Here is a 25,034-nt window from a genome sequence, read left to right on the forward strand (position 1 = left end):
CGCCCCTTCACACTCGGCTCCGGGCCTGCCCGGAGTGCCTCCCCCTCCAGGAGGGCTCCTCCAGGGTGCGTCCAATTCCGGGGCGCCGAGCAGACCCGTCCGGAAATGTGCACAACTCCCCGGAGTGTGAAAATCGTCGCTTTCACGCCAGTGTGATCAGAACACCGCCACGTCGGTGTTGGCGCCGCAGACGACGACCACCGGTCGCTCGTCCGGCGCGGGGACATAGGCGCCGCTGTGCAGGGCGGCCAGGGCGACGGCGCCGCCCAGTTCGACCAGAATGCGGAATTCGCGCCACAGATACTCACGCGCCGCGCTGATTGCGTCATCGCTGACCAGCAACGACCGCACCCCGTGTCGGCGGGCGAGGTCGAAGGCTATGTCACCGATCCGCGTGGGACCCAGCGAATCGACGGTGATACCGGTCCCGGCGATGTCGACGGGACCGTCCGCCTCCGAAGCCGCCCGCAGGATCGCTGCGCCCTCGGGCTCCACCCCGATGACCTGCTGACGGCGCCCGACCGCGGCCGCGATCCCGGCGATCAGTCCGCCGCCGCCCACCGCCGCCAGCACCGGCGGCCGCCCACGTACCTGCTCTTCGAGTTCCAGCCCGACCACCCCCACGCCCGCGACCACCGCGGGCAGGTCGTAGCCGTGCAACAGCAACGCGCCGCGTTCGGCGGCCAGTTCGGCCGCGTGCCGCATGGCCTCGGCGTAGGTGGTGCCGCACCAGAGCACTTCGGCGCCGTGTGACCACATCGCGGCGACCTTGGTGTGCGGCGCGGTCTCCGGGACGACGACCGTGCAGGACTTGCCCAGCCGTGCGGCGGCCAGCGCGGCCGCGATGCCCGCGTTGCCGCCGGATGCGATCACCACCTGATCGACGCCGTCGCCCGACTCCAGCAGCGCGTTCAGACTGCCGCGCACCTTGAACGTCCCGCCGTGCTGGAGGTGCTCCAGCTTCATCGTCACCGGCACCGGGCCGGACGGGCTCGCGACGGAGGTATGGAAGACCGGCGTCTTGCGGATCTGCCCGGCCAGCCGCTTGCGTGCGGATCGCACGTGCGACCGCTCCACCCGCCCGACCGGTCTGTGTGGGGAGACCGCGGTGGCGCGTTCACTCACTTACGCACTTCTCCATCTCGCTTGGCCAGTTCGGCGAACATGGCGTTGTGTGCGGCGAGTGCGGCGTCGTTGTCGCGTACGGCGGCTCGATCGGTTCGTTGCGCGAGCCGCTGGTCGCTGCGCGACCATTGGATCAGCAAAGCCAGCATCACCACCACCAGGGGAACCTCACCGCTCGCCCAGGCGAGACTGCCGCCGGTGCGCTGGTCGCCGAGCAGATCGCCGTTCCAGCCCAGACCGAGGCCGCGGTAGAACCAGCCACCGAGCACCGTGGTCATGCTCATCAGCGCGATGCCGAAGAACGCGTGGAACGGCAGCGAGCCGAACACCATGGCGAGTTTGGTCAGCGGCTCCACTTGCCTCGGCTTGGGATCGATGCCGATCACCACCCAGTAGAACAGGTAGCCGCTGAGCAGGAAGTGCAGGTTCATCAGCAGGTGCGCCGCGTGCGAGTCGGCGTAGGCGTCGAAGATGCCGCCCAGATACAGCGCGTAGAACCCGGCGACGAAGATCGCCGAGGCCACGATCGGATGGGTCAGGAAACGCGACACCGGGTTGTGTACCGCGGCCAGGAGCCATTCCCGCGGTCCCGGCGCTCCACCGCGCCCCGCGGGCGGCAGCGCGCGCAGCGCCAGCGTCACCGCACCACCCAGCGCGAACAGGATCGGCGCGAGCATCGACAGCGCCATATGCGCCCCCATGTGCACGCTGAACATGGCAGGCGAGTACCGGCCGACTCCGGAGCAGGTCGCGACCAGCAGCACCACGCAACCGGACAGCCAGGCGAGCGTCCGCCCGGCCGGCCACGCGTCGCCCCGCGCTCGTAGCCGCCGCACGCCGAGCAGGTACAGCAGCGCCAGCACGAGCGACAGCGTTCCGAAGATCAGATCGAAGCGCCAGTCGAACAGCAAACGAGCGACGCTCGGCGGCCCAGCCAGGTCGTAGCCCAGTTCCACTTCCACGGGGGTCGGGACGGAATCCGGGGGTGGCGGCGGCGTGCGTCCGAGTCCGACCGCGAGGCCGATGGTCGCGGCGAAGATCAACACCTCCACGCCCGCGTACCGGACCAGCGCGGCGCGATCGCGGGGATCGGCCGCGAGCGCGGGCAACGCGGCGCGGCGCTGCAAGTAGCCGAACACACCGAGCAGCGCCAACGCGGCCGCCTTGGCCAGCACCAGCCTGCCGTAGGTGCTGGTGAACAACTCGCCCGGGGGCACGCGGACGAACGCGTTGATCACACCGCTGACCGCGATCACGCCGAACGCGACCGTGGCGGTCAGGGAGAAGCGCCGCGTCGCCACGTCGGTGTACGCGCCGCCCCGCAAGGCGTGCGCCAGCACCGCGAACAGGCCGCCCACCCAAACGGCGGACGAGATCAAATGCAGGATCAGGCTGTTGGTCGCCACGTCGTGCGACCCGCCCGAGGAGGAATGCCCGGTCAACGCCAACGGCATCATGGCGGCGATCGCGGCGCCCAGCAGTACCGGGGTCCAGCCCCAGCGCAAGGCCAGTCGGCAGCCCACCGCCACGATCAGGGCGAAGACCACGGTCGTGCGCCAGGCTCCGGCCAGCTCGATCTGGTCGATCGCTCGCCAGAGACCCTCCGGCCGCAGAACCTCACCCACCGGCTGACCCGTGGTATCCGAAACCGTCAGGGGCACCAGGAGCGCGGCGCAGCATGCCCAGACCAATGCGAAGTTCGACGCTCGCCGCACCGCGCGGTAGCCCCCGACGTCCAGCAATCCGTTCGGCTGCGGTGGTACGAGGAAGGCCGCGAAGAGCAGGGAACCGACCGTCAGCGCCGCCGACAGGTCCGCGAGCGCCCGGATCGCGGGCAAGCCGTAGGTGGTCGCCACGCCCGGGTCGGGAATGCCGAGCAGGCTCAGCGCCTGCGCCGCCGACAACCCCACCACCAGCGCCGCGACCACGGCCGCGAGGGCGCCGGCCAGCGCGGTGACCGTCGCGAACGTCGCCCCGGACCGGGAGGCCGCGGCTTCAGGCGCGGCGGACGAGGTGGCGGCGGAGGACATACGACTGAGCGTAGTTCGGCGAGTATTGCGTGGCCCGGTCGGGTTTGTACCGATATTGTTGGCCGCGGATCACCACGGGCACGTCACCTACTGTCTCGGGATGGCTGAAACGTTGCTAACGCTAAGAATATGGCCACCTGGACGGTCGCTATAATTGGCCCGCTGGACAGCGCGGCCAATGTCGGCCATCGTGGAACCCGCTGCCTCCGTAGCTCAGTTGGATAGAGCAAGGGCCTTCTAATCCCTAGGTCGCAGGTTCGATTCCTGCCGGGGGCGCAGCACACTGGAGACCCGCAACTATGCGGGTCTCCAGTGCTATTACCCCCCGAGCGCGAAGCTCAAACACTTCGAAATCTCCCTCTGCGTACGAGGAAAGAAGCCGCGCTCCCACCGCCCTACCGCTCGACTTGCGAGCTGGTTGCGGGATGGGTGGACCCGCCGCCGCGCCCGTGCCGAACGGGCTGCCCGGGTGCCGGGCGAACGGTCTGAGCAGATCCGCCCGCCATCCCCGCTCGATCTGCTTCAATCGATGGATGTGCAGGTGGATGGCTTATTCGGGTGAGCCGATCCGGGCCGAGGACCTCTTGTTCCGGCCGAAGCACTCGTTGATCGACCAGAGTTTGCACTCGCGGCTCGGCGCGACGACCACGAACGGCGACGGCTTCGGGATCGGCTGGTACGGCGAAGGCACACGACCGGCGGTGTTCAAGAACATCGAACCGGCATGGAACGACCGGAACCTGCGCGAGATCGCCGCGCAGGTGCGCACGCCGCTGTTCTTCGCGCACGTGCGCGCGTCGACCGGGACCGCGGTCCAGCGCAGCAACTGCCACCCGTTCCGGCACGAGCGGTGGTTGTGGATGCACAACGGAGCGCTGCGCGGCTTCCACGAGATCAAGCGCGATCTCGTCACGGCGATCGACCCGGTCCTGTATCCCGATATCGAGGGCTCCACCGACTCGGAGGTCCTGTTCTTCCTCGCGCTCACCTTCGGCCTCTTCGACGACCCGTTCGGCGCGGTCGCCCGGGCGGTCGGGTTCGTCGAGGAGGTCGGCCGGGAGCACGGCGTCGCCGATCCGGTGCAGATGACCGTCACGACCACCGACGGTACGTCGATGTGGTTCTTCCGGTACTCCAGCGAGCGGCAGTCGCGGTCCTTGTTCTACTCCACAGATATCGGAACACTGCGGCTGCTGCATCCGGAGGTCGAAGTCCTCTGGGAGCTCAGCATGGAAGCCCGCTTCGTGGTCTCCGAGCCGCTGCGCGACCTGCCGGGGGCGTGGAACGAAGTGCCGGAATCGGCAGCCGGTGTCGTTCGTGCCGGTCACGAGGAGGTCAGGGCATTCCAGCCGGTGGCTCCATGACCCGCCTGTGCGGGCCGGCGGCGGTGTCGCAACGAATCCGCCCGCCGAGTCAGCGGGCGGATCGGGTGGCACAGCGGCATCGGCTTCACTCGGACTCGCGAGCTCCCTGGTCGAGACGGAAAGGCGGGTACTCGTCCCGCATCAGGCTGGCGTACGCCTGGACGCGAATGACCCAGCGGTTGATGCCCATGACGAAGTCGTAGACGCCCTGGGGGTACCGCGCCGTGAACAGCAGCGCGATCAGCGCGACGAGCAGCAGGACGCTCAGCAACGAGATCGAGCCACCGCTCCAGTCGTCGCCATCACTCATCCCGAGCGCGATACCCCCGCTCACTGCCGCGGCGACGATCAAATAGTGCGGAATGGCCAGCAGCCACCACTTCACCAGCACCAGACCGCGGTGCAGCGACTCCGGGTAGTCGATCTCCAGGTCCGCCGGGTATTCGGCGTTCGGCCGCAGACTGAACGGCGGATACTTGTCGGTGCCGAGCACCGAGAGCGCGTAGAAGACCACCCGCCATCCCCAGCGCATGACGCCGACATTGAAGTCGAACAGGCGCCGCGGGTACTTGCCGGTGACGAGGATCGCGAAGAAGGCGACGATCGTGAGCACCGCGTACGCGATGTGCAGGAAGAACAACACGATGTAGTGCGGAATGGCCAGTAGCCACTTGACCAGCCACATCCACCGCGACAACGCGGGGTCCAGATCGCCTCGAACGCGAATCGGCGCGGTCGGTACGACGGGCTTCTCTGGTTCCATGATCAACGCTCCTCCGGTTGCTGTGATTGAAGTCACAACCAGTACAGGTGAGCTGATTCTCTCGCATTCAACCGTTCTCGAACGGCACCATCCGATACCGACATGCCAACGAATCGGGGTGCGCGGCGGCGTGGTCATGGGGGTGCGTACCGGCCGATGGCTCGCTCAGATCACTGCTGTGTCCGGATGTTGGCTTCGCCCATGATGTTTCGATGTTCTTCCGCGCGGATGCGCTGTTCACTCCGGGATCCGCGTGGTGCGACTCCGCCAGGCGACGCAATGACGGTCGGCGTACCGACAGCCTTCACACGCGCTGTCACAAACAATCCGTATATCGAATTACACTGCGGTGCACGATGTTCAGCACAACCGTTCACCGGGGCGGACGATGGCAGAGCGAGGATGCGCGTACCGGATCGGTGGCACTCCTCGCCGCGCTCCAGCTACGACGGACGGCCCGGTCAGGCGGGCCCGCTCGACTGCGCCGAATACAGGCTGACCTCGCCTTCTTCACTGAGGAAGGCGTTGACCAGCATGGTGCGGGTGGCTCGCAATTCCTCTTGATCCGGCGCTGCGGTGGTGATCGAGATCTGCGGGATGACCGCCCAGTTGACCACGTAGCGCTCCGGCGGGCCGTCGTCGTCGGACAGCCGGGCGAGACGGAAGACCGAGACGGTCTTGCGGACGATCAGATTGCGCACGACCTCCGCGATTCGCTCGGGGTCTTCCAGCGCGAACATGAAGCCGAATGTCAACTCGGGCGATGACACGTAGGCGGGCACGAACACCGAGGCTAGCGGATCGGGCTGCGACGCGCAGCGGTCGCATCGAATCGGTTGCCGCGCATGCGCTCGGTGAATTCGAAGACGTACCACCACGGGGGCGGGTCCGGGTGACCGATCCGTAACGGAACATAACGATTTCCCGGCAGCTGCCGGATTCGTACACCAGAGTATTGCGCGGGTTCGGCTACCGCGCTTTCCTGAAAGTGTCCCGATTTTCTCGGACCGTCTTCTCTCGCATCGTCGCGGATTTCCCGGTTTCTCTGCCGTGCCGGTGGAACGTGGGATGGCAGCCGGGTGCGGGACTGCGCCGGAGCCGAGGGGCGCCCCTCCCGAAATCCCCCTCGGCCCTGGCGTACCCAGGATTCATCGTGTCGCAGAGGTATGCCATGCACACCGAATACGCTCAGCGCAGTTTCGGCACCGAAGAGCTGCCGTCGTCCGCGGCGGTGCTTCGCGCGATTCGCGAACCCGGTGAGAACCAGCACCGGCACAGCGTGCTGCACGCGGCGCGCGAACTCGTCGACTGCCACGAGCGACGGCAGCGGGCGCTCGAACGAGCACACGTCCCGGGGGCGTCCAACACCCTCGTCGCGGCGTGCAGCCAACAGGTGGACGACATCGACGGCTGCCGCGCCGAATGGATCGGACGTATCGACGCGTGGGTCGCCGCGAACGTGCCGCACCGCCAGGGCGCATCCCTGCACACCGAGACACTCGGCGCGGTCATCGATCGGATCGCGGCGAAATGGGTTGCGGCTCGGCACTATTTGGGTGACGAGGTCACGCCTGCGCCGGGTGCCGCGCAGGTGGGCGGGGAAGCCCACCTGCGATGGACCCGGCTGGCCGAACTGATCGACGGCTATCAGGATCTGATCACCGACGTCATCGAACACCGGCGCAGGCTGCCGGTGTGGTGATCAGCGCGGCTCTTCGACCCCCGGCTCGACGACCTCGGCGTCGAGGAACCCCTCCGGCTCGCCGACCGGCGGCTTCGTGACCGTGGCCTCGGTCTGGTCACCGAGGTCGCGATCGGGATCCCGCTGCTCCGCGTCCCGACGAGCCGCGGCCGCCGCCTCGTTCATCTCGATCGCGTCGGTGATCCACTCACCGATCTCCCGGGTGACCTCGGCGACGGTGCCCGTGATGATGTTGGCGATATTGCCGACATGCCGGGCGCCGGAGGACGTCAATTCCTGAATGAGATCCTTGTTGCTTTCGAATTTCCCGATCATTCACACGCCCGCTTCGCTCGCCTTCGGCTGTCGCATCACGATAACACCGGGAGACGGCTCGCTCTCGACCCAGCGAGGCGGCAGTGCCAGTTTGAAGATCTTCTTCCACACCGAGCCGATCTGCTTACCGAGCGGGCCGGCGTTGTACGGCAAACCGTACTTTTCACACAATGCGCGCACGGTCGGCGCCATCTCCGGATAACGGCTCGCGGGCAGGTCCGGAAACAGGTGGTGTTCGATCTGGTGCGACAAATTGCCGGACATGATGTGGAACAGCTTGCTTCCGGTGATGTTCGCCGAGCCGAGCATCTGCCGGATGTACCACTCGCCGCGGGTCTCGTCCGCGGTCTCCTCCTCGGTGAACGTCTGTACGCCGGTCGGGAAGTGACCGCAGAAGATGATGGCGAAGGCCCACACGTTGCGCACCAGGTTGGCGGTGGCGTTGCCCGCCAGCGTGTGGAAGAACAGCGGACCGGTCAGAGCGGGGAACACGAGGTAGTCCTTGAGCACCTGCCTGCCCGCCTTGCGCCACTGGCCCAAGAGCAGCTTCTTGACCTCGGGCCACTTCTTCTTGCCCGCCAGGATGTTCTCGACCTCGAGGTCGTGGCCCATCACGCCCCACTCGAACAGCATCATGAGCACGAAGGCGTACACCGGCTGCCCGAGCCGCAGCACGTTCCACTCCTGGGCCTCGTCCATACGAAGGATCGAGTAGCCGATGTCGCGGTCCTTGTTGTGGATGTTGGTGTAGGTGTGGTGCAAGTAGTTGTGCGAGTGCTTCCACTGGTCGGCCGGGCAGACCGTGTCCCACTCGAACACCCGGGAGTTCAGCCCGGGCTCGCGCATCCAGTCGTACTGGCCGTGCATGACGTTGTGGCCGATCTCCATGTTGTCCAGGATTTTCGACACACTCAGCGCCGCCACCGCGGCCAGCCAGACCGGCGGAAGGAAGCCGAGATACATCAGGCCGCGCCCGGCGATCTCGAACCCGCGCTGCGCCTTGATGATCGAGTACAGGTATTCCCGGTCGCGCTCGCCCAGGTCGGCGACGATCGCGGCGCGCAGTTCATCGAGTTCCCGGCCGAGTTCCTCGATCTGGTCCGGGCTCAGGACCAGCGGTCCGTTCTCGGTTTCGGTCAGTATGGTCATGATTGGCTCCCCTTCGTAATCAGATGTCGACCTCGACGTCGCCGACCGGCGCGCTGATGCACAGCTGGATCGGCTGGTCGGGGTCACTGTCGGTTTCGCCGGTGCGCAGATTGCGCGTGCAGCCGGAGCGGCGTACCGCCGTGCAGGAGAAGCAGATCCCCATGCGGCAGCCGTACTCGGGACTCAGTCCGGCGGATTCGGCCTGCTCGAGCAGGCTGGCGCCGTTGTTCTGCGCGCTCAACCCGCTGGCCGAGAAGCTCACCGTGCCATGAGCGTCCGCGGTGTCGGCCGGTGCGACCGACAGCGTGAACTCCTCGGTGTGCAGCCGGTCTTCCAGCTGCTCGGCCTGATAGATCGTCCGCACCGCGTCCATCAGCGACTGCGGGCCGCAGACATAGGTCTGCGCGTCGGCGAACCAAGGCGCGACGCGCTCCAGTTCGTCGTAGTCGAAATATCCGCCGGTCTTCGGACGGGCCAGGTCCACCCACGGCGCGCCGGGGTCGACCCGTGGCGCCACGTCCTGCGCCCGATGCGGATACCGCAGCTCGATGCGGAAGTTCGGGTGCCGCTGCGTGATCGCGTCCAGTTCGGCTCGGTGCGGCAGCACCCCGGGCGACTTCGCGTAGTGCAGGAACACGACCTCGCCCGGATGGTTCTCCTCGGCGAGCGTGCGCAGCATGGACAGCACCGGCGTGATGCCGCTGCCGCCGCTGATCAGCAGCATGCGCTTCGGACGCGGCTCGGGCAGGCGGAACACGCCCTCGGCGGGCGTCAGGTCGACCACCATGCCGGGGGCGGCGTGGTGGTAGAGGAACTGCGACACCAAGCCGCCCGGATGCGCCTTCACGGTCAGTTGGATGTGGCGATCCCGACCGCCTTCCGGATTGACCGGCGAATAGCACCGCGTGTGCCGCACGCCATCGATCACCACGCCGATCTGGACGTACTGTCCTGCGACGTGGCCTTTCCACTGCCGGGTCGGGCGCAGCGTGAGCGTCACCGAACCCGGCGCCGAGCGGCGCACATGGGTGATTTCGGCCCGCATGTCCCGCACGGTGAGAGTGGGACGGACCAGCTCCAGATACCGGTCCAGCGGGTGTGGCGAGGTCAGGGTCTGCACCAGGTTGATGAGATCCACCATTGTTCTCCGTGCCTCTTGTCGGGCTGACGACGTGCAATCAATTTTCAGTGCACGTCTGTACACTAAACTAGTGTGACGGATACCCGGGGTTAGGTGTCAACCGGCGAAACGTGTGACTCGAACTACATCTATGGATAGGTCGAATGGTGAACGGATGTATGCTCACCGGAATGAGCGAGCAGGCGGCGACCCGAGGCGAGCGCAAGGAGCGGACCAGGCAGGCACTGCTGGACGGCACCCTCGCGTTGGCCGCGGAGCGCGGATTCGCCGCGCTCAGCCTGCGGGAGATCGCCCGCTCGGCAGGGATCGTGCCGACAGCCTTCTACCGGCATTTCGCGTCGCTGGAGGACCTCGGCGCCACGCTGGTCGATGACGGCGTCACCGCACTGCGGCTGGCGTTGCGCGAAGTCCGCCGCAACGCCGAGGCGAGCCTGTCGGACACGGTGCGATTCGTGTTCGCGCAGGTCGGCCCCAAGCGCGATCTGTTCGGTTTCCTGACCAGGGAGCGCCACGGCGGGTCGGCGGCGCTGCGCCAGGAGCAGGCGATCATCGACCGCACCGTGCAGCAGATGCGGTTGATCGCACTCGGCATGGGCAGCTGGCGGCCGCCGAACCGGCGCTGATCCGGCGCTCGGCCGCTCGCCGCGGATCTCACGCGGCTGACCGGGGCTCTTCGGCGGCGCCACGGTCCGGCGCGACCGGATCCGGCGACCGCACCGGCAGCAGCACCGCCAGGCCCGCCGCGAGCACGATCAGCAGTCCCGCGATACCCGCGCGGTCGGAGCCGAACAGCCAGACGAACAAGCCGAACAGCGTCGGCGCGAGGAAGGACACCGCGCGCCCCGTTGTCGTGTACAAGCCGAAGAGCTGGCCCTCGCGGCCCGGCGGCGCGAGCCTGGCCAGGAACGAGCGCGCCGACGCCTGCGCGGGACCGACGAAAACGGTGAGCAGCAATCCGAAAATCCAGAACATCAACGGGCCGGACACCACCAGCAGCGCCAGCCCCCACACCAGCATGGCGGCCAGCGACACCACGATGACGACCTTCGGCCCGACCCGGTCGTCGAAGCGTCCCGCGACGATGGCGCCCAGCGCCGCGACGACGTTGGCGGCGATGCCGAACAGCAGCACGTCCGAGTCGGCGATGCCGTAGACCCGTACGGCGAGCACCGCGCCGAAGGTGAACACCCCGGCCAGACCGTCACGGAACACCGCGCTGGCGACCAGGAAACCCACCGTGCGCCGGTCGGTGCGCCACAGCTCACGCAGATCACGCCACAGCACCCGGTAGGAGCCGAGGAATCCGGCGCCCGCCGCGCCGGGATCGGCGTCTGTCCGCGGCATTTCGGGCACCGCGAACAGGACCGGCAGCGCGAACGCGGCGAACCAGACGGCGGCGAGCACGGCGACCAGCCGGATGTTGAGCCCGTCGTCGGTGGGCACACCGAGCAAACCGCGATTGTCGCCGTCACCGGCGATGAAGCCGAAATAGCAGATCAACAGCAAGAAGATGCCACCGAAATAACCCATCGCCCAGCCGAATCCGGAGACGCGGCCGACGGTCTGTGGCGTGGACACCTGCCGCAGCATCGCGTTGTACGGCACGTTCGACAGCTCGAAGCAGGTCGACGCGAACGCCAGCAGCACCAGTCCGAGCCACAGGTCGCGATAGTCGTCGTGTACGAAGAACATCAAGGTCATCGCGGCGATGGTGAGCGCGGTCAGCGCGGCGAGGGAGCGTTTGCGTTTCGCCGAGGCGTCGAAGCGCTGTCCGCTGATCGGCGCCGTCAACGCCACGATCAGGCCCGCGATTCCCAGCGACCACCCGAGCCACGCACTGGCGGAAACACCGCCGGGCAGGTCGTCGCCCACCGTGTCGGTGAGATACACCGAGAACACGAATGTGAGGATCACGGCGTTGAATGCCGAAGACCCCCAATCCCACAGCCCCCACGCCACCACTTGCCCGCGCCCGGCAGCCTGTCCGACCGTCGCCTGAGCGTTCACCTCGGTCATGCCGCGCAGCTTAATGCGCGCGACCGCGTGAGTCCGGCCGAAACCGCATCGACCCGAGCGGAGATGATCAGCGGCCCGCCCCCTCGCGACCGGCTCGCCGCGATCCTGGAACACACGTTCCCTATGCACCTAGTTGCATAGTACCGAGTGTCACGACTATCCTCACCGCATGGCACTCGAGCATGCGCTGCTGGTATCGCTGACCGAGCGCGCCGGCTCGGGATACGAGCTCGCGCGCCGCTTCGACAAGTCCATCGGCTACTTCTGGAGCGCGACCCATCAGCAGATCTATCGCGTCCTCAAGCGCATGGAGGAGTCCGGCTGGGTCGACGGCGAGTCGGTGACGCAGGAGGGCAGGCCGGACAAGAAGGTGTACTCGGTCAGCGAGGCGGGGCGCGCCGAACTCGCGCGCTGGATCGCCGCACCGAGCGACTCCGGCACCCCGCGCAACGAACTCGCGGTGAAGATCCGCGCCGCCGCCTACGGCGACGTCACCGCGTTGCGCGCCGAGGTGGCTCGCCATCGTGACCAGCACGCCCAGCGGCTCGAGCTGTACCGCCACATCGAGAAACGCGACTTCCCCGCCCCGGAACAGCTCACCGGGACGGCCCTGCACCAGTACCTCGTCCTGCGCGCGGGCATCCGCGTGGAGTCGGGGTTCGTCGAATGGTGCGACGAAGTTCTGCAAGCACTGCACCCGCGCGCGTCAGCCCCGCGCGCGGATTGACGGAGAAAGGCGACCTCACCGATGAGTTCCTTCCCCCATTTGTCCGAGCCGCTCGACCTCGGCTTCACCGCGTTGCGCAACCGCGTGGTGATGGGTTCGATGCATACCGGGCTGGAGGACCGGGCCTGGGATACCAACAAGCTGGCCGCCTACTTCGCCGAACGCGCACGCGGCGGCGCGGGCCTGATCATCACCGGCGGCTACGCCCCCAACCGCGCGGGCTGGCTGCTGCCCTTCGGCGCCAAGCTGACCAACAAGACCGAGGCGTACCGGCATCGGGCCATCACCAGAGCCGTGCACGAACACGGCGGCAAGATCGCCATCCAGATCCTGCACGCGGGCCGCTACTCCTACATGCCGGGCAGTGTGTCGGCGTCGTCGATCAAGGCGCCGATCAACCCGTTCCGGCCGCGCGCACTGTCGGTCAAGGGCATCGAGCGCACCATCGATGACTATGCTCGCTGCGCGAAGCTGGCCCAGTTCGCCGGGTACGACGGCTGCGAGATCATGGGCGGTGAAGGCTATTTCATCAACCAATTCCTCGCACCGCGCACCAACAAGCGCACCGACGCGTGGGGCGGTTCGCCGGAGAACCGGCGCCGGATCGCGGTGGAGATCGTGCGCCGCACCCGCGCGGCGGTCGGACCGGACTTCATCATCGTGTTCCGGCTATCCATGGCCGAGCTGGTGGAGAAAGGCCAGACCTTCGACGAGATCGTCGCGCTGGCAAAGGAACTCGAAGCCGCCGGGGTGAACATCCTGAACACCGATATCGGCTGGCACGAAGCGCGGGTGCCCACCATCGTGACCTCGGTGCCCCGCGCTGCCTTCGTCGAGTTCACCGCGAAGATCACCGCGCAGGTGAACATTCCGGTGTGCGCGTCCAACCGGATCAACATGCCCGAGGTGGCCGAGGAGATCCTCACCCGGGGTGACGCGCAGCTCGTCTCGCTGGCCCGGCCCTTCCTCGCCGACCCGGAATGGGTGAACAAGGCCGCGCAAAGTCGCGTCGACGAGATCAACACCTGCATCGCGTGCAACCAAGCCTGCCTGGACCACGCTTTCGTACGCAAGACCGTGTCCTGCCTGCTCAACCCGCGCGCAGGCCATGAGACCGAGCTGAAACTGCTGCCGACCCGCCGCACCAAGCGCGTCGCCGTGGTAGGCGCGGGACCGGCCGGGCTCTCGGCCGCGGTGAACCTCGCCGAACGCGGCCACCGCGTCGAGCTGTTCGAGGCCGACGACAAGATCGGCGGCCAGTTCGACATCGCCCGCCGCATCCCCGGCAAGGAGGAGTTCACCGAATCGATCCGCTACTACAACCGGATGCTCGAGCTCACCGGCGTCACCGTGCATCTGAACAAGCGGGTCGGCGCCGACGAACTCATCGCGGGAGGTTATGACGAGGTGGTGCTCGCCACCGGTGTGCAGCCGCGCATCCCCGACATCCCGGGTATCGACCACCCCATGGTGTTGTCGTACGCCGAACTGGTCCGTGCGGAGAAGCCGGTCGGCAAACGCGTCGCCGTGATCGGCGCGGGCGGCATCGGGTACGACGTGAGCGAATTCCTCACCGTCGAGGGCCATCCCACGCTCAAGCTCGACGAGTGGAAGGAGGAGTGGGGCGTCACCTCCGACGACGAGCAGGTCCGGGGACAGCTCACTGCGCCCAAGCCCGCTCCCGCGGCACGCGAAGTCGTCCTGCTGCAACGTAAGACGACCCCGTTCGGCAAGGATCTGGGCAAGACCACGGGATGGGTCCACCGCGCCGCACTGAAAGCCAAGGGCGTCGAGCAGATCGGCGGCGTGAACTACGAACGCATCGACGACCACGGCCTGCACATCAGCTTCGGGGAGAAACGGCAACGGCCGCAGGTGATCCCGGTCGACAACGTCGTCGTCTGCGCGGGCCAGGAATCCGTGCGCGATCTGGAGGCACCGCTGCGCGCCGCCGGTGTCAGCCTGCATCTCATCGGCGGCGCCGAAATCGCCGCGGAACTGGACGCCAAACGAGCCATCGACCAGGGCACCCGGCTGGCCGCGCGACTCTGACCGGGCCGGGCGGCCACCGTCGGCGTGGCCGCCCACCGCATCGCCTAGGCTGCACCGGGTGAGCCTGCCCTCCCCCACCTCCGAGAACCGCGCGGTCGTCACCGGCGCCTCCTCCGGCATCGGCACCGCGCTCGCCGCCGAACTCGCCGCGCGCGGCTACTCGCTGATCCTGGTCGCCCGCCGCGAAGAACTGCTCACCGAGCTCGCGCAGCGGCTGACCCTGGCCCACGGCATCACCGCCGAGGTACGCCCCGTCGACCTGGCCGACCGCGACCAACGTGGCGCGCTGGTGGAGGAACTGGCCGCCCGCGACATCGCCATCCTGTGCAACAACGCGGGCATCGCGACCTTCGGCGCGGTCGCCGAACTCGATCCGGCCTACGAGCGCGCGCAGATGGAGCTCAATGCCGTCGCGGTGCACGACCTGACCCTGGCCGTGCTGCCCGGCATGCTCGCCCGCGGGGGCGGCGGCATCCTGATCAGCGGTTCGGCCGCGGGCAACATGCCGATCCCGAACAACGCCACCTACGCCGCGAGCAAGGCGTTCGCCAACACCTTCTCCGAGTCGCTGCGCGGCGAGCTGAAGGGCTCCGGCGTGCACGTCACGCTGCTGGCGCCCGGACCGGTGCGCACCGAGACACCGGACCCGGCGGAAGCCTCCATCGTCGACCGGATGGTGCCCGACTTCATGTGGGTCTCCTCGGATGCCACCGCCAAGGTGTCCATCGACGCGCTCGCCCGCAACAAGATGCGCGTGGTTCCCGGCCTGATCAGCAAGGGGATGAGCGTGGCAGGCCAGTACGGCCCGCGCGCGGTCACCGCACCCATCGCGGGCGCGTTCTACAAGAAGCTCGGCAGCTGAGCCGACAAGTCGGTCGGCCTCCGTTCATCGCCGTCCGGTATGGGCACTTCCAAGAAACCGGTACGCGGGGCCGCCCGCGACATCGCCGCTGACCCGCATCCGACCTCGACCGTTCAGCGGCGCCTGGTGCCGAACAGACTGCGGGTGATCTGACGACCGGCCGCGCCGGCGGCCGAACGCAGGAAGCTGCGCACGGCCGGATTCTTCATGATCCGCTCGGCTGCGGACTCCTCCTCCGTGCGGGTCGCGGCACGGCCGGGCACGGAAGCGGGCTCCGGTTCCGGCGCCGCGGCGGCGACTTTCGCGGCGAGCAGTTCATAAGCCGACTCCCGGTCGATGGTCCGGCCGTACTTCGAGGCCAACGGGCTGGACAAGGCCCGCGATTTGATCGCGTCCGCGCCGATGGTGTCCATCAGTGAACGAGGCGGCCGAATCCTGGTCCATGCCACCGGCGTCGGCGCGCCCTCTTCGGAGAGGACGGTCACGATCGCCTCGCCGGTGCCGAGAGAGGTCAGCGCCTGCTCCAAGTCGTAGACACCGGTCCTGGGGTAGGTGCGGACGGTCTTCGACAGCGCTTTCTGGTCGTCAGGGGTGAACGCGCGCAGCGCGTGCTGAATGCGGGCCCCGAGCTGGGAGAGCACCTGGTTCGGGATGTCGGTGGGCAGCTGGGTGCAGAAGAACACGCCCACGCCTTTGGACCGGATCAGCTTCACGGTCTGCTCCACCTGCTCCGAGAAAGCCTTGGAGGCGTCGGAGAAAAGCAGGTGCGCCTCGTCGAAGATGAAGACCAATTGGGGCTTGTCCACGTCGCCGACCTCCGGCAGCGTCTGGAACAGGTCGGCGAGCACCCACATCAGGAAGGTGGAGAACATCACCGGCCGCGCCGCCTGCGCGCCGAGCTCGAACAGCGTGATCACCCCCTTGCCGTCCACGACCCGCACCAGGTCTGCCGGGTCGAGTTCGGGCTCGCCGAAGAACGTGTCGCCGCCGTCGGCCTCCAGGTTCACCAGGGCTCGCAGGATCACTCCCGCGGTGGCCGCGGAGACCCCGCCGATACCCTTCAGGTCCTGCTTGCCCTCCGGGCTGGTCAGATGGGTGATCACGGCGCGCAGGTCCTTCAGATCCAGCAGCGCGAGGCCGTTTCGGTCGGCCCAGTGGAAGATCAGGCCGAGGGTGGATTCCTGTGTCTCGTTCAGCTCGAGCACCTTGCTCAGCAGCACCGGGCCGAAGGAGCTGATCGTCGCGCGGATCGGGAGCCCGGTCCCGGTGGTGCCCAGCGAGACGAATTCGGTCGGAAAGCCGGTCGGCGCCCATTCCGTGGCGCCGGTCTCCGCGATGCGCGCGGCGAGCTTGTCACTGAGCTGCCCCGGCTCGCACAAGCCGGACAGGTCACCTTTGATGTCGGCCAGCACCACAGGCACCCCGGCGCTCGACAACTGCTCCGCGATGCATTGGAGGGTCTTGGTCTTCCCCGTGCCGGTCGCTCCGGCGACCAGACCGTGCCGGTTCGTCATCCGTATCGGGATACGGACGCGCGCGGTGGGATCCACCGTCCCGTCGACCACGACGGCGCCCAGCTCCAGCGCGGCGCCTTCGAATGCGTAGCCCGCGGCGATCTGCCGCGCGGCGGGCACGTCTTCGCGCTCGCCGACCGGTTCGTCGTGTCGCGCGTCGTCCGCCGCGCCGACCGCCGTTCGCTCGGCGAGTTCACGTTCGGCGGCCTCCGCGGCGGCGGCTGCCTCCGCTGCGATGCGCGCCGCTTCGTCGGCGGCCCTGCGCGCCGCGGCGGCCTTCTCCTGAGGGGTGGTCATCGCACGTCCTGTCGTCCGGATTCGGCTCCGACTGCTTTACGCAGTGTTTGCCTGTCACACCGAAACACCATGTGCCGATCTGAGACCAACTGTATCCCTGCCGGTCAGGTTGGAGGGCGCATCGGCAGCTGCGCGATTGCCGTGCCGTACCGCGGGCACGGGACCAGCACCCGGCTAATGTTGCACGAGTGTCCGACAAATACATGGTGTGGATGGATTGCGAGATGACCGGCTTGCGCTTGGACAGCGACAAGCTGATCGAGGTGGCCGCGCTCGTGACCGACAGCGATCTCAACATCCTCGGCGAGGGCGTGGACATCGTCATCCACGCCGACGACGACGCGCTGGCCGCGATGCCCGCGGTCGTCGCCGAGATGCACGCGCGCTCCGGGCTGACCGAGGAGGTCCGTCGCTCCACCGTCACCCTCGAAGAGGCCGAGCAGCGCGTGCTCGACTACATCCGCCAGTACATCCCCACGCCGCGCACCGTGCCGCTGGCCGGTAACTCGATCGCCACCGATCGCGGTTTCATCGCCAGGGACATGCCCCTGCTGGACGCACACCTGCACTACCGGATGGTCGACGTCAGTTCGATCAAGGAGCTGTGCCGCCGCTGGTACCCGCGCATCTACTTCGGCCAGCCGGAGAAAGGCTTGAGCCACCGCGCGCTGGCCGACATCCAGGAGTCCATCCGGGAGCTGGAGTACTACCGGCGTACCGCGTTCGTCGCCCCGCCCGGCCCCTCCACCATCGAGATCGCCGCCATCGCCGCCGAGGTATCCGAGATCACCGTCGAGCGGACCGAATCAGCCCAGGTCAACGGCTCGCCAGAAACCGATTAGGGAGTCGGCGGGTAGACACGCTAATATCTAGCCCGCCGGTTGTTCACCGGCGATGGTGAGCGTAGTTCAGTTGGTAGAGCACCAGGTTGTGATCCTGGCTGTCGCGGGTTCGAGTCCCGTCGCTCACCCCAGTGGTCCGGGTGGCTCCGAGAGATCGGAGCCACCCGGGCCTTTTTTCTTTCCCCGGAAACGCCGAACGGGCCACCGGATTCGCTCCGGTGGCCCGTTCGGCGTCTGTCTTCGGCTCAGCGATTGTCGTCCGCGTTGCCCGCCTTCCAGACCGACCACGGAATGTTCCAGTCACCCAGCCCGTCTACGCCGGACAAGGTGCCGCCCACGGTGTTCTTCACGATCGTGATGTCACCGCGCTTGGCGTTCTGATAGACCCACTGCGCGTTCGCCGGACTGAGGTTCAGGCAGCCGTGACTGGTGTTGCTGTAGCCCTGCGCACCGACCGACCACGGCGCCGAGTGGAAGAAGATGCCGCTGTAGGACAGCCGCGTGGCGAAGTCCACCGGCGTCCGGTACCCGTCTGCCGAGTTGACCGCTACGCCGTAGGTGGAGGAATCCATGATGATCTTCTCGTGCCGGTCGGCGACGATGTAGATGCCGTTGTCGGTGGGCGTGCTGTCCTTGCCCATCGAGGTCGGCATGGTCCGGATCACCTGACCGTTCTGCTCGACGGTCACCTGCTTGGTGTCGTCGTCGGCGGTGAAGATCACCGCGTCGCCGATGGTGAAGAACGAGTGGATGTTGTCCTGGCCGTACAGACCGTTACCGAGATCACGCCCATAGACGTTCACGTCGATGGTGACTTTCGTCCCCGGAGCCCAGAAATGCTCCGGCCGCCACCGCACCTCGCGGTTGTTCACCCAGTAGAACGCGCCCTCGACCGGCGGCTCGGTGGTGATTTTGATCGCGGACTGCGCGGCCTTGCGGTCGGGAATGTTCTCGTCGAACTGGATGGCCACCGGCTGGCCGATACCGACCACCTCCCCCTCACCCGGGATCAGGTAGGGCTTGGTCTGGTTTCCGGGCGAGCTCGTGGTGAAGCTCAGCGTCGCCGAGTTCGCGCCGCCGAGCCCGATCGCGTCGGCCTTCAGACGGTAGGTCTTGCCGTAGCCGAGTACCTCGGTGGTCTCCCACGATCGCCCGTCGGCGGCGAGCCTGCCGTTCACCGACTTGCCCTGGGGGCTGGTCAACGTCACATCGGTGAACTTGCCGTCCTCCACCTTGAACGCCATCGGGACGCCCGGCGAGACGCCGACCTCCCCGTCCTTCACCGGCGACAGCAGCTTGGGCTTGATCAATTCGGTGATGGGGTTGCGGTCGATGGCCACCTGCGCCGCATCGGTGGCGTCGGATGCCGAACATCCCGTCAACGCCAGTGCTGCGACGGCGACGACGATCACCGGCCCCGCGATCTTGCGCATCGACCACCGTGCGGCCGGCTTGCGCCGACCCTGACCACCAATCATCTCCAACCCCGTTTCAAAGTCTCGGTGCTCCAGGACACACCGATGGCTTCGGATGGACCGCCACGCCCTCACCCCGCCGTGCAGCGGGCGGTCTCAACCACAATCGGACATTCTGCCAGTGCGTCACGTCCAGGCCAATGTGAACACCACGTCCGTCACTGCAGCGTTACAACCGATAGATCAACTCCGCGCGCCTGGGCGTTACGGCTGGTCCACCTGGCGAGAAGCCGGCACATCAGGGCCGGTCAGGACACGATTTCACTTCTGCGGGGCAGGCCTGTTAAGGTTTGTCCCGCACCGGAACACGGAGCAGGCGCCATTAGCTCAATTGGCAGAGCAGCTGACTCTTAATCAGCGGGTTCGGGGTTCGAGTCCCTGATGGCGCACTTCACAAGAACCGTGCCCTTGCCAGTCATCGGCTGGCAAGGGCACGGTTTTTTGTCTCCGGATCGCCCGCAGTCCCGTGACATCGCCGTGACCTGCGCCTTTTCTCAGAAGCACCAGCTGTCTCAATTCAGACACCAATACGCGCGCTCCGCCGCTGAATCCAGGCAATACAGCCGAAAACTTCTGTGATCTATAGCACAAGAGGTTTAGCAGCAAACTCCCAGGTTGGATAACGATTCGACAACGCGGTCCTGAGCTTTCCAAGATCGACGGCACCTGTCGTTCGAAATCTGTTTACCTTCCGTTCACCAAGCGTGACCATTCTGCAATCAGGTCACAAAGCGACCTGAAGTTTGGTCAGCCCGAGGAGTTGTAGACACCGATTCGGTAACGATCACACGGAAGGCGGCAGCCAACCCCCGTGATCGGCGGAGCGGAATCCGGCAACGGACCCGCAATCCCATACTTCCGCCCCATTTCTTCGCATCGAGGATGCGAAGTCCCGCGCGACACCGCGGCCGAGCCCCACCGAGGGCGGTCCGGCGCCGCACGCACGAAGCGTGTCGCGTTCCGGGGACACGAACGGTCCCCCACAACAAAACCACACAACAGCACATGGCCGTTTCGGCGCACGCCTCTGAGCGTACGCCGCAGGATCCGTGCTGCCCGAACGCGGCCGGATCGAGTAAGTCCCCGACCAAGGAACCGATTCGCAATGCCTGACAGACGCCCTTCCGCCCTTCGCCGTCCCTCGCTACGCGAGACCGTCACCGTCGCCGCCGCGGCCGCGGGTGTCGTTGCCGTAGCCGCCTGCTCCGCGTCGTCCGTCGCCGACAACAGCGTCCCGTCTCGCATCGCCATGGTGGCCGAGCAGCAGGCCGCCGCCGCGCCCGCTCCGGTCGCCGCGCCGGTCGCAGAGGCGATCCCCGCGCCGCTGCCCGCCCCCGCCCCTGCTCCCGCGCCCGCTCCCCTCCCGGAGCCGGTTCCGGCTCCGCTGCCCGTCCCCGCCCCGCCGGTCTACGCGAACAACCTCGACGGCTGGATCCGCCAGGCGCTCGACATCATGCGGGCCAACAACATCCCGGGCACCTACGAGGGCATCCACCGCAACATCATGCGCGAGTCGACCGGTAACCCCCAGGCCATCAACCTGTGGGACTCCAACGCCGCCGCGGGCATCCCGTCCAAGGGCCTGCTGCAGGTGATCGACCCCACCTTCGCCGCCTACCACGTCCCCGGCACGCCCTTCGACGTCTGGGATCCGGTCGCCAACATCGTCGCCGCCTGCAACTACGCCGCGCACCGCTACGGCTCGATGGACAACGTCAACAGCGCGTACTGAGTCCGCACGCACGCAGCCTCTCCGCCGCCGGGGAGGCTGCGGCGCCTTCCGGGCCGGTCGGCTAGGGTCGACGCACCTACGACCCCGTGGACGTGCCATGACCGACTACGCACACAGCGACGCGGCGGCCAAGAGCCGCGCCGAGAAAGCGCGGCGGCTGGCGAGCTACCTCTGGCAGCGCGGCATCACCGGAGCCGAGGTGCTCGCGATGCCCGCACCCGTCCGGCGCAAACTGGCCAGAGCCGCCGAAACCAATCCGCCGAGCACGGACGAGACCTGGGCTACGGTGGCGAAGCTGCTGGCGGAGAAGGACGAGTGGGCCGCCCGCCATCAGGAGCATCCTTCGGCCCGGCGTGAGCACACCGACGAGAAGCTGCTCTGGGTGAAGCCGCCGATCACACCGTGGTCCTGAGCGTCGGCGAAAACCCTTCCCGCAGAACGCGTTCCACGTCTACTACAGACTTCCGTAGAGTGGTGTCATGTATCCGCCGATCCGGCCGTCGCCATGACCGAGCGCAAGCCGCCGAAGCAGACTTTCGAATCGTGGGTCGACAAGCAGATCCACGAGGCGGCCGAGCGCGGCGAGTTCGACAACCTGCCCGGCACCGGCAAGCCGATTCCCGGAGCGGGCACAGCTTCCGACGAGGACTGGTGGCTGCGCGGTTATCTGCGTCGCGAAGGGGTCAGCGGAGACGCGCTGTTACCGCCGTCGCTGTTACTGCGGCGCGATATCGAGCACCTGTCCGAGGACGTGCGTGAGCTGACCACCGAACGCCAAGTGCGTGCGGCGGTGAGCGAACTCAACAAACGCATCGTGGATTGGCTGCGCATGCCGGAAGGACCGTTCGTTCCGATCGCGCCGGTGAACGCCGACGAGATCGTCGCCCAGTGGCGGATCACGCGCTCGGCCGCGGAGCCGAAGCGCGAGCAACCCGGCAGCGCGACCACAGCGTCCTCTCCAGCGCTGTCCGACGAGGCCGGGCCGCGTCTGCGCCGCCGATGGTGGCGCCGATGGCGGCGCGGCGGCGAACCCGAATAGCTCGCGTCCGGTACGCACCGGCCGATCAGGCCCCCAGTTCGGTCACCTGCTCGACCTCGGCGACCACCTTGTCCGCCAGCGCGCGCAGCGCTCGCGCCTCACCCGGCGTCAGCGGCTCGATGAAGACGCGGCGGACCAGATCGACGTGGTTGGGCGCGGCCCGCTCCAGCGCGACGCGCCCTTCCGGTGTGAGTTGGACGATGATGCCGCGGGCATCCTCCTCGGCGGGCCGCCGCTCGACCAGTCCGCGAGCGTCCATCCTGGCCAGATGCTTGGACAACCGGCTCTTCTCCCAGCACACATCGGCGGCCAGTTCCTTGGCGCGCAAACACCCGTTGGGCGCCGCCGACAACGCCACCATCAATTCGTAGTCCGCCAGGGACAGGCCGTCCTCGGCCAGCCCGGCGGAAATCGCCCCATCCAAACGCTGGCGCAGCCGCACATAGGCCTGCCAGGTCGCCTGCTCGTCGTCACTCAACCACCGGACCATGGGAATGAAGTGTAGTCACGGTTGGTTGACATGGACACCAAATCTCGAGGAGGTCCCGATGCCCGCCGTCACCGTTCCCGACATCATGGTTTTGCCACGCCTGCCCCGTTCCGACGCGACCTCGCGTGCGCGGCAGGTCCGCACCGTGGTCACCGCGCACAAACAGCGCGAAGGCGCGGGGTTCGAGGTGCGCAGGCCCTTCCCCAGCATGGATCTGCGCACCGCCGATCCCTTCATCCTGCTCGACCAGATGGGCCCCGTCGCCTACGAACCATACGAGGCGAAGGGCGCGCCCTGGCATCCGCATCGCGGCTTCGAGACGGTCACCTACATGCTCGACGGCACCATGGTGCACCACGACTCACAGGGCGGAGGCGGCGTCATCGGCGAGGGCGACACCCAATGGATGACCGCGGGCTCCGGCATCCTGCACGACGAGGTCCCGCCGGAGGAAATGGTCGCCTCCGGCGGCTGGTTCCACGGCATCCAGCTCTGGGTGAACCTGCCGCGCGCGCTCAAGTTCGCGGCACCGCGCTACCAGGACCTGCGCGCCCGCGAACTGACCCTGGTGAGTTCACACGACGGCGGCGCGCTGGTCCGGCTCATCGCCGGAGACGTCGGCGGATTCACCGGGCCCGGTTCGACCTACACCCCGATCGCCTACGCACACGCCTCGCTCACTCCCGGCGGCCTACTCGAAACCCCATGGCCGCAGGACTTTACGGCCATGGCGTACGTGCTGTCCGGTAGCGGCACGGTGGGACGGGAGCGCAGGCCGCTGGGCGAAGGTCAGCTGGCGGTCTTCGGCGGCGGCGACTCGATCACCGTGACAGCCGATGCGCGCCAAGACAATCGGACCGGCGCGCTCGAGGTGTTGCTGCTCGGCGGACAGCCGATCCGGGAACCGGTAGTGCAGTACGGGCCGTTCGTGATGAACACCCGCGCGGAGATCATCGACGCGATGGAGGACTACCAGGCCGGACGCATGGGAAACATCCCGGCAGAGCACATCCGCGCCATCGGGACGACCGCATGAAAGGCGTCGGGGGGGCGGATCCCCTAATGCCCTAGTTCCATCCCCCCGAGGTTGACAAGAGCGCGGCCCGTCACAACAGTGGATGCGGCGTCCGGTCGGACGCCGCATCCACCGCAGCAACCACATAGAGGAATACATGAACGTTCGCCGGCTCTCCGTCAGCGCGGCCGTCGCGGGACTGACCTTTCTCGCGGCTCCCGCCGCCCTAGCCGCCCCCCCATCCGGATCCGCCGGAACCGGCTCGTCGGCCGTCGACACCGGCTCGGCCGCGACCGGCTCGGCCGGTCTGTCGCAGACCGGTTCGGCCGGTGGCGCCTTCGCCAACTGCGACGACGCCCGCAACGCCGGCCGTGCGCCGCTGTTCCGCGGCGAACCGGGCTACGGCCCGCACCTGGATCCCGACGGCGACGGCTTCGCCTGCCCGACGGTCTGAACCGACCGCGAAACGACGACACCCGGTGGGCAGCGCCACACCGGGTGTCGTCGTTTCCACAGCTCAGCGGAAGATCTTGAGCAGCGCCAGCCCGACGAACAGGGCTGCGGCGCCGATCAGGCTGTATTTCACCTTCGGCTCGTTGAGCTTCGCGACCACGATGTGCTTGGTGTCGTCCGCGATGCGGTGCGGATCCGCGCGTACCGCGAGTTCGTCGAGCGTGCTCGCCAGCCGAGTGCGGGCGGCCTCGATCTCCTGCTCGATCCGCTCGGTATCCCTTGCCACGTTCCACCCTCCTGTTGTCGATTGCCGCACCGGGCCACGAACCGGGGCCGCATGCTCGGCCGTTCGCGGAGCACCCAGGGCTCGCGGACGAGTGTATCCGCCCTCACCTCGCGCCATCCGGCCGCGCGAAGATCTCTTGTCCGGGCGTTCGGATACCGTGCTGGAGGTGACCACCAACCAACGACTCTCCCGCGGCGACACCGCCCCCGACTTCACGCTTTCCGACGCCGACGGCAAGAACGTCTCGTTGTCCGACTACCGCGGTCGCAAGGTGATCGTGTACTTCTACCCCGCCGCGAGCACGCCCGGCTGCACCAAGCAAGCCTGCGACTTCCGCGACAACCTGGCCGATCTGGACGGCGCGGGCATCGACGTCGTGGGCATCTCGCCGGACAAGCCCGCCAAGCTGGCCAAGTTCCGCGACGCCGAGCGATTGACCTTCCCGCTGCTGTCGGATCCCGACCGCACCGTGCTCACCGCGTGGGGCGCGTACGGCGAGAAGACGATGTACGGCAAGACGGTCGTCGGCGTCATCCGCTCGACCTTTCTGGTGGACGAAGCGGGCGAGATCGCCGTCGCGCAGTACAACGTCCGCGCCACCGGCCACGTCGCCAAGTTGCGCCGCGACCTGTCGGTGTAGCCGAC

At 67.5% G+C, this 25,034-nt stretch carries 25 protein-coding genes and 3 tRNA genes; 16 read left to right on the forward strand and 12 right to left on the reverse strand.

Features of this window, described 5'->3' with window-relative positions; genetic code table 11:
* Positions 1 to 156: 156 nt before the first annotated feature.
* Positions 157 to 1,125 (reverse strand): serine/threonine dehydratase, encoded by a 969-nt coding sequence (locus tag GVY39_RS13385; protein WP_236565440.1) that lies wholly within the window; start codon positions 1,123 to 1,125, stop codon positions 157 to 159.
* Complete coding sequence (locus tag GVY39_RS13390) at positions 1,122 to 3,155, reverse strand: cytochrome c oxidase assembly protein (protein WP_159924138.1); 2,034 nt, start codon at positions 3,153 to 3,155, stop codon at positions 1,122 to 1,124. The genes GVY39_RS13385 and GVY39_RS13390 overlap by 4 nt, the downstream gene beginning before the upstream one ends.
* A gap of 202 nt (positions 3,156 to 3,357) precedes the next feature.
* On the opposite strand from GVY39_RS13390, the gene GVY39_RS13395 reads away from it, so the two are divergent.
* Both GVY39_RS13395 and GVY39_RS13400 read left to right on the forward strand, forming a co-directional pair.
* Positions 3,358 to 3,431, forward strand: a tRNA-Arg gene (locus GVY39_RS13395).
* Between the two features lie 269 nt (positions 3,432 to 3,700).
* Positions 3,701 to 4,519, forward strand: a complete 819-nt coding sequence (locus GVY39_RS13400; RefSeq protein WP_159924140.1) for a class II glutamine amidotransferase — start codon at positions 3,701 to 3,703, stop codon at positions 4,517 to 4,519.
* An 85-nt stretch (positions 4,520 to 4,604) separates the two neighbouring features.
* On the opposite strand, the gene GVY39_RS13405 is transcribed toward GVY39_RS13400, so the two are convergent.
* Positions 4,605 to 5,282: a DUF4389 domain-containing protein gene (locus tag GVY39_RS13405; RefSeq protein ID WP_159924142.1), complete on the reverse strand. Its 678-nt coding sequence runs from the start codon at positions 5,280 to 5,282 to the stop codon at positions 4,605 to 4,607.
* A 461-nt stretch (positions 5,283 to 5,743) separates the two neighbouring features.
* Positions 5,744 to 6,064, reverse strand: a complete 321-nt coding sequence (locus GVY39_RS13410) for a hypothetical protein (RefSeq protein WP_159924144.1) — start codon at positions 6,062 to 6,064, stop codon at positions 5,744 to 5,746.
* A gap of 371 nt (positions 6,065 to 6,435) precedes the next feature.
* Between GVY39_RS13410 and GVY39_RS13415 the strand changes: the two genes are divergently transcribed.
* Entirely contained in the window at positions 6,436 to 6,984 is a 549-nt protein-coding gene (locus GVY39_RS13415; protein WP_236565441.1) for a DUF4254 domain-containing protein, read from the forward strand.
* On the opposite strand, the gene GVY39_RS13420 is transcribed toward GVY39_RS13415, so the two are convergent.
* The 3 genes from GVY39_RS13420 to GVY39_RS13430 are packed head-to-tail and all read right to left on the reverse strand — an operon-like array spanning position 6,985 to position 9,589.
* Entirely contained in the window at positions 6,985 to 7,299 is a 315-nt protein-coding gene (locus GVY39_RS13420; protein ID WP_159924146.1) for a hypothetical protein, read from the reverse strand.
* Complete coding sequence (locus GVY39_RS13425) at positions 7,300 to 8,448, reverse strand: acyl-CoA desaturase (protein WP_159924148.1); 1,149 nt, start codon at positions 8,446 to 8,448, stop codon at positions 7,300 to 7,302. It abuts the gene before it with no gap.
* 19 nt (positions 8,449 to 8,467) lie between these two features.
* Positions 8,468 to 9,589: a ferredoxin reductase gene (locus GVY39_RS13430; protein WP_159924150.1), complete on the reverse strand. Its 1,122-nt coding sequence runs from the start codon at positions 9,587 to 9,589 to the stop codon at positions 8,468 to 8,470.
* Positions 9,590 to 9,759: 170 nt separating this feature from the next.
* Here GVY39_RS13430 and GVY39_RS13435 point away from each other — a divergent pair, with 170 nt between their 5' ends.
* A complete protein-coding gene (locus GVY39_RS13435; protein WP_236565442.1) occupies positions 9,760 to 10,212 on the forward strand; it encodes a TetR family transcriptional regulator in 453 nt (150 codons plus the stop codon).
* A 28-nt stretch (positions 10,213 to 10,240) separates the two neighbouring features.
* Here the strand turns inward: GVY39_RS13435 and GVY39_RS13440 are convergent, their stop codons facing one another.
* A complete protein-coding gene (locus GVY39_RS13440; RefSeq protein WP_159924154.1) occupies positions 10,241 to 11,605 on the reverse strand; it encodes an MFS transporter in 1,365 nt (454 codons plus the stop codon).
* Positions 11,606 to 11,774: 169 nt separating this feature from the next.
* On the opposite strand from GVY39_RS13440, the gene GVY39_RS13445 reads away from it, so the two are divergent.
* The 3 genes from GVY39_RS13445 to cmrA are packed head-to-tail and all read left to right on the forward strand — an operon-like array spanning position 11,775 to position 15,246.
* Positions 11,775 to 12,332 carry a PadR family transcriptional regulator gene (locus tag GVY39_RS13445; RefSeq protein ID WP_159924156.1) on the forward strand — a complete coding sequence of 186 codons (558 nt, stop codon included), beginning with the start codon at positions 11,775 to 11,777 and terminating at the stop codon, positions 12,330 to 12,332.
* A gap of 21 nt (positions 12,333 to 12,353) precedes the next feature.
* Entirely contained in the window at positions 12,354 to 14,384 is a 2,031-nt protein-coding gene (locus tag GVY39_RS13450) for an NADPH-dependent 2,4-dienoyl-CoA reductase (protein WP_159924158.1), read from the forward strand.
* A gap of 58 nt (positions 14,385 to 14,442) precedes the next feature.
* The gene (gene cmrA / locus GVY39_RS13455; RefSeq protein ID WP_159924160.1) at positions 14,443 to 15,246 is read left to right on the forward strand and encodes a mycolate reductase; all 804 of its coding nucleotides are present in this window, start codon (positions 14,443 to 14,445) and stop codon (positions 15,244 to 15,246) included.
* Positions 15,247 to 15,359: 113 nt separating this feature from the next.
* On the opposite strand, the gene GVY39_RS13460 is transcribed toward cmrA, so the two are convergent.
* Positions 15,360 to 17,057: a helicase HerA-like domain-containing protein gene (locus GVY39_RS13460; protein WP_159924162.1), complete on the reverse strand. Its 1,698-nt coding sequence runs from the start codon at positions 17,055 to 17,057 to the stop codon at positions 15,360 to 15,362.
* Positions 17,058 to 17,260: 203 nt separating this feature from the next.
* Between GVY39_RS13460 and orn the strand changes: the two genes are divergently transcribed.
* Positions 17,261 to 17,899: an oligoribonuclease gene (gene orn, locus GVY39_RS13465; protein WP_283780061.1), complete on the forward strand. Its 639-nt coding sequence runs from the start codon at positions 17,261 to 17,263 to the stop codon at positions 17,897 to 17,899.
* A 55-nt stretch (positions 17,900 to 17,954) separates the two neighbouring features.
* Positions 17,955 to 18,030 (forward strand) — tRNA-His (locus GVY39_RS13470).
* A gap of 114 nt (positions 18,031 to 18,144) precedes the next feature.
* Here the strand turns inward: GVY39_RS13470 and GVY39_RS13475 are convergent.
* Positions 18,145 to 19,377, reverse strand: a complete 1,233-nt coding sequence (locus GVY39_RS13475; RefSeq protein WP_159924166.1) for an Ig-like domain-containing protein — start codon at positions 19,375 to 19,377, stop codon at positions 18,145 to 18,147.
* 313 nt (positions 19,378 to 19,690) lie between these two features.
* On the opposite strand from GVY39_RS13475, the gene GVY39_RS13480 reads away from it, so the two are divergent.
* From GVY39_RS13480 to GVY39_RS13495, 4 genes are all read left to right on the forward strand, one after another.
* Positions 19,691 to 19,763 (forward strand) — tRNA-Lys (locus GVY39_RS13480).
* Between the two features lie 716 nt (positions 19,764 to 20,479).
* On the forward strand, positions 20,480 to 21,106 hold the full coding sequence (locus GVY39_RS13485; RefSeq protein WP_159924168.1) for a transglycosylase SLT domain-containing protein: 627 nt from the start codon (positions 20,480 to 20,482) through the stop codon (positions 21,104 to 21,106).
* Between the two features lie 97 nt (positions 21,107 to 21,203).
* Positions 21,204 to 21,518 (forward strand): hypothetical protein, encoded by a 315-nt coding sequence (locus tag GVY39_RS13490; protein WP_159924170.1) that lies wholly within the window; start codon positions 21,204 to 21,206, stop codon positions 21,516 to 21,518.
* A gap of 93 nt (positions 21,519 to 21,611) precedes the next feature.
* Complete coding sequence (locus GVY39_RS13495; protein WP_159924180.1) at positions 21,612 to 22,145, forward strand: DUF1992 domain-containing protein; 534 nt, start codon at positions 21,612 to 21,614, stop codon at positions 22,143 to 22,145.
* Positions 22,146 to 22,170: 25 nt separating this feature from the next.
* Here the strand turns inward: GVY39_RS13495 and GVY39_RS13500 are convergent, their stop codons facing one another.
* Complete coding sequence (locus GVY39_RS13500) at positions 22,171 to 22,635, reverse strand: MarR family winged helix-turn-helix transcriptional regulator (protein ID WP_159924182.1); 465 nt, start codon at positions 22,633 to 22,635, stop codon at positions 22,171 to 22,173.
* A gap of 58 nt (positions 22,636 to 22,693) precedes the next feature.
* Between GVY39_RS13500 and GVY39_RS13505 the strand changes: the two genes are divergently transcribed.
* Together GVY39_RS13505 and GVY39_RS13510 are read left to right on the forward strand one after the other, a co-directional pair.
* On the forward strand, positions 22,694 to 23,671 hold the full coding sequence (locus GVY39_RS13505) for a pirin family protein (RefSeq protein WP_159924184.1): 978 nt from the start codon (positions 22,694 to 22,696) through the stop codon (positions 23,669 to 23,671).
* Positions 23,672 to 23,807: 136 nt separating this feature from the next.
* On the forward strand, positions 23,808 to 24,104 hold the full coding sequence (locus GVY39_RS13510) for an excalibur calcium-binding domain-containing protein (protein WP_040865425.1): 297 nt from the start codon (positions 23,808 to 23,810) through the stop codon (positions 24,102 to 24,104).
* Between the two features lie 63 nt (positions 24,105 to 24,167).
* Here GVY39_RS13510 and GVY39_RS13515 read toward each other — a convergent pair whose 3' ends face one another.
* Positions 24,168 to 24,389: a DUF3618 domain-containing protein gene (locus GVY39_RS13515; RefSeq protein WP_159924186.1), complete on the reverse strand. Its 222-nt coding sequence runs from the start codon at positions 24,387 to 24,389 to the stop codon at positions 24,168 to 24,170.
* Positions 24,390 to 24,555: 166 nt separating this feature from the next.
* On the opposite strand from GVY39_RS13515, the gene bcp reads away from it, so the two are divergent.
* Positions 24,556 to 25,029 (forward strand): thioredoxin-dependent thiol peroxidase, encoded by a 474-nt coding sequence (gene bcp / locus GVY39_RS13520; RefSeq protein ID WP_159924188.1) that lies wholly within the window; start codon positions 24,556 to 24,558, stop codon positions 25,027 to 25,029.
* Positions 25,030 to 25,034 lie beyond the last annotated feature (5 nt).

It is taken from the genome of Nocardia sp. CY15, from assembly GCF_009829295.1.
Taxonomy (GTDB): Bacteria; Actinomycetota; Actinomycetes; order Mycobacteriales; family Mycobacteriaceae; genus Nocardia; species Nocardia sputi.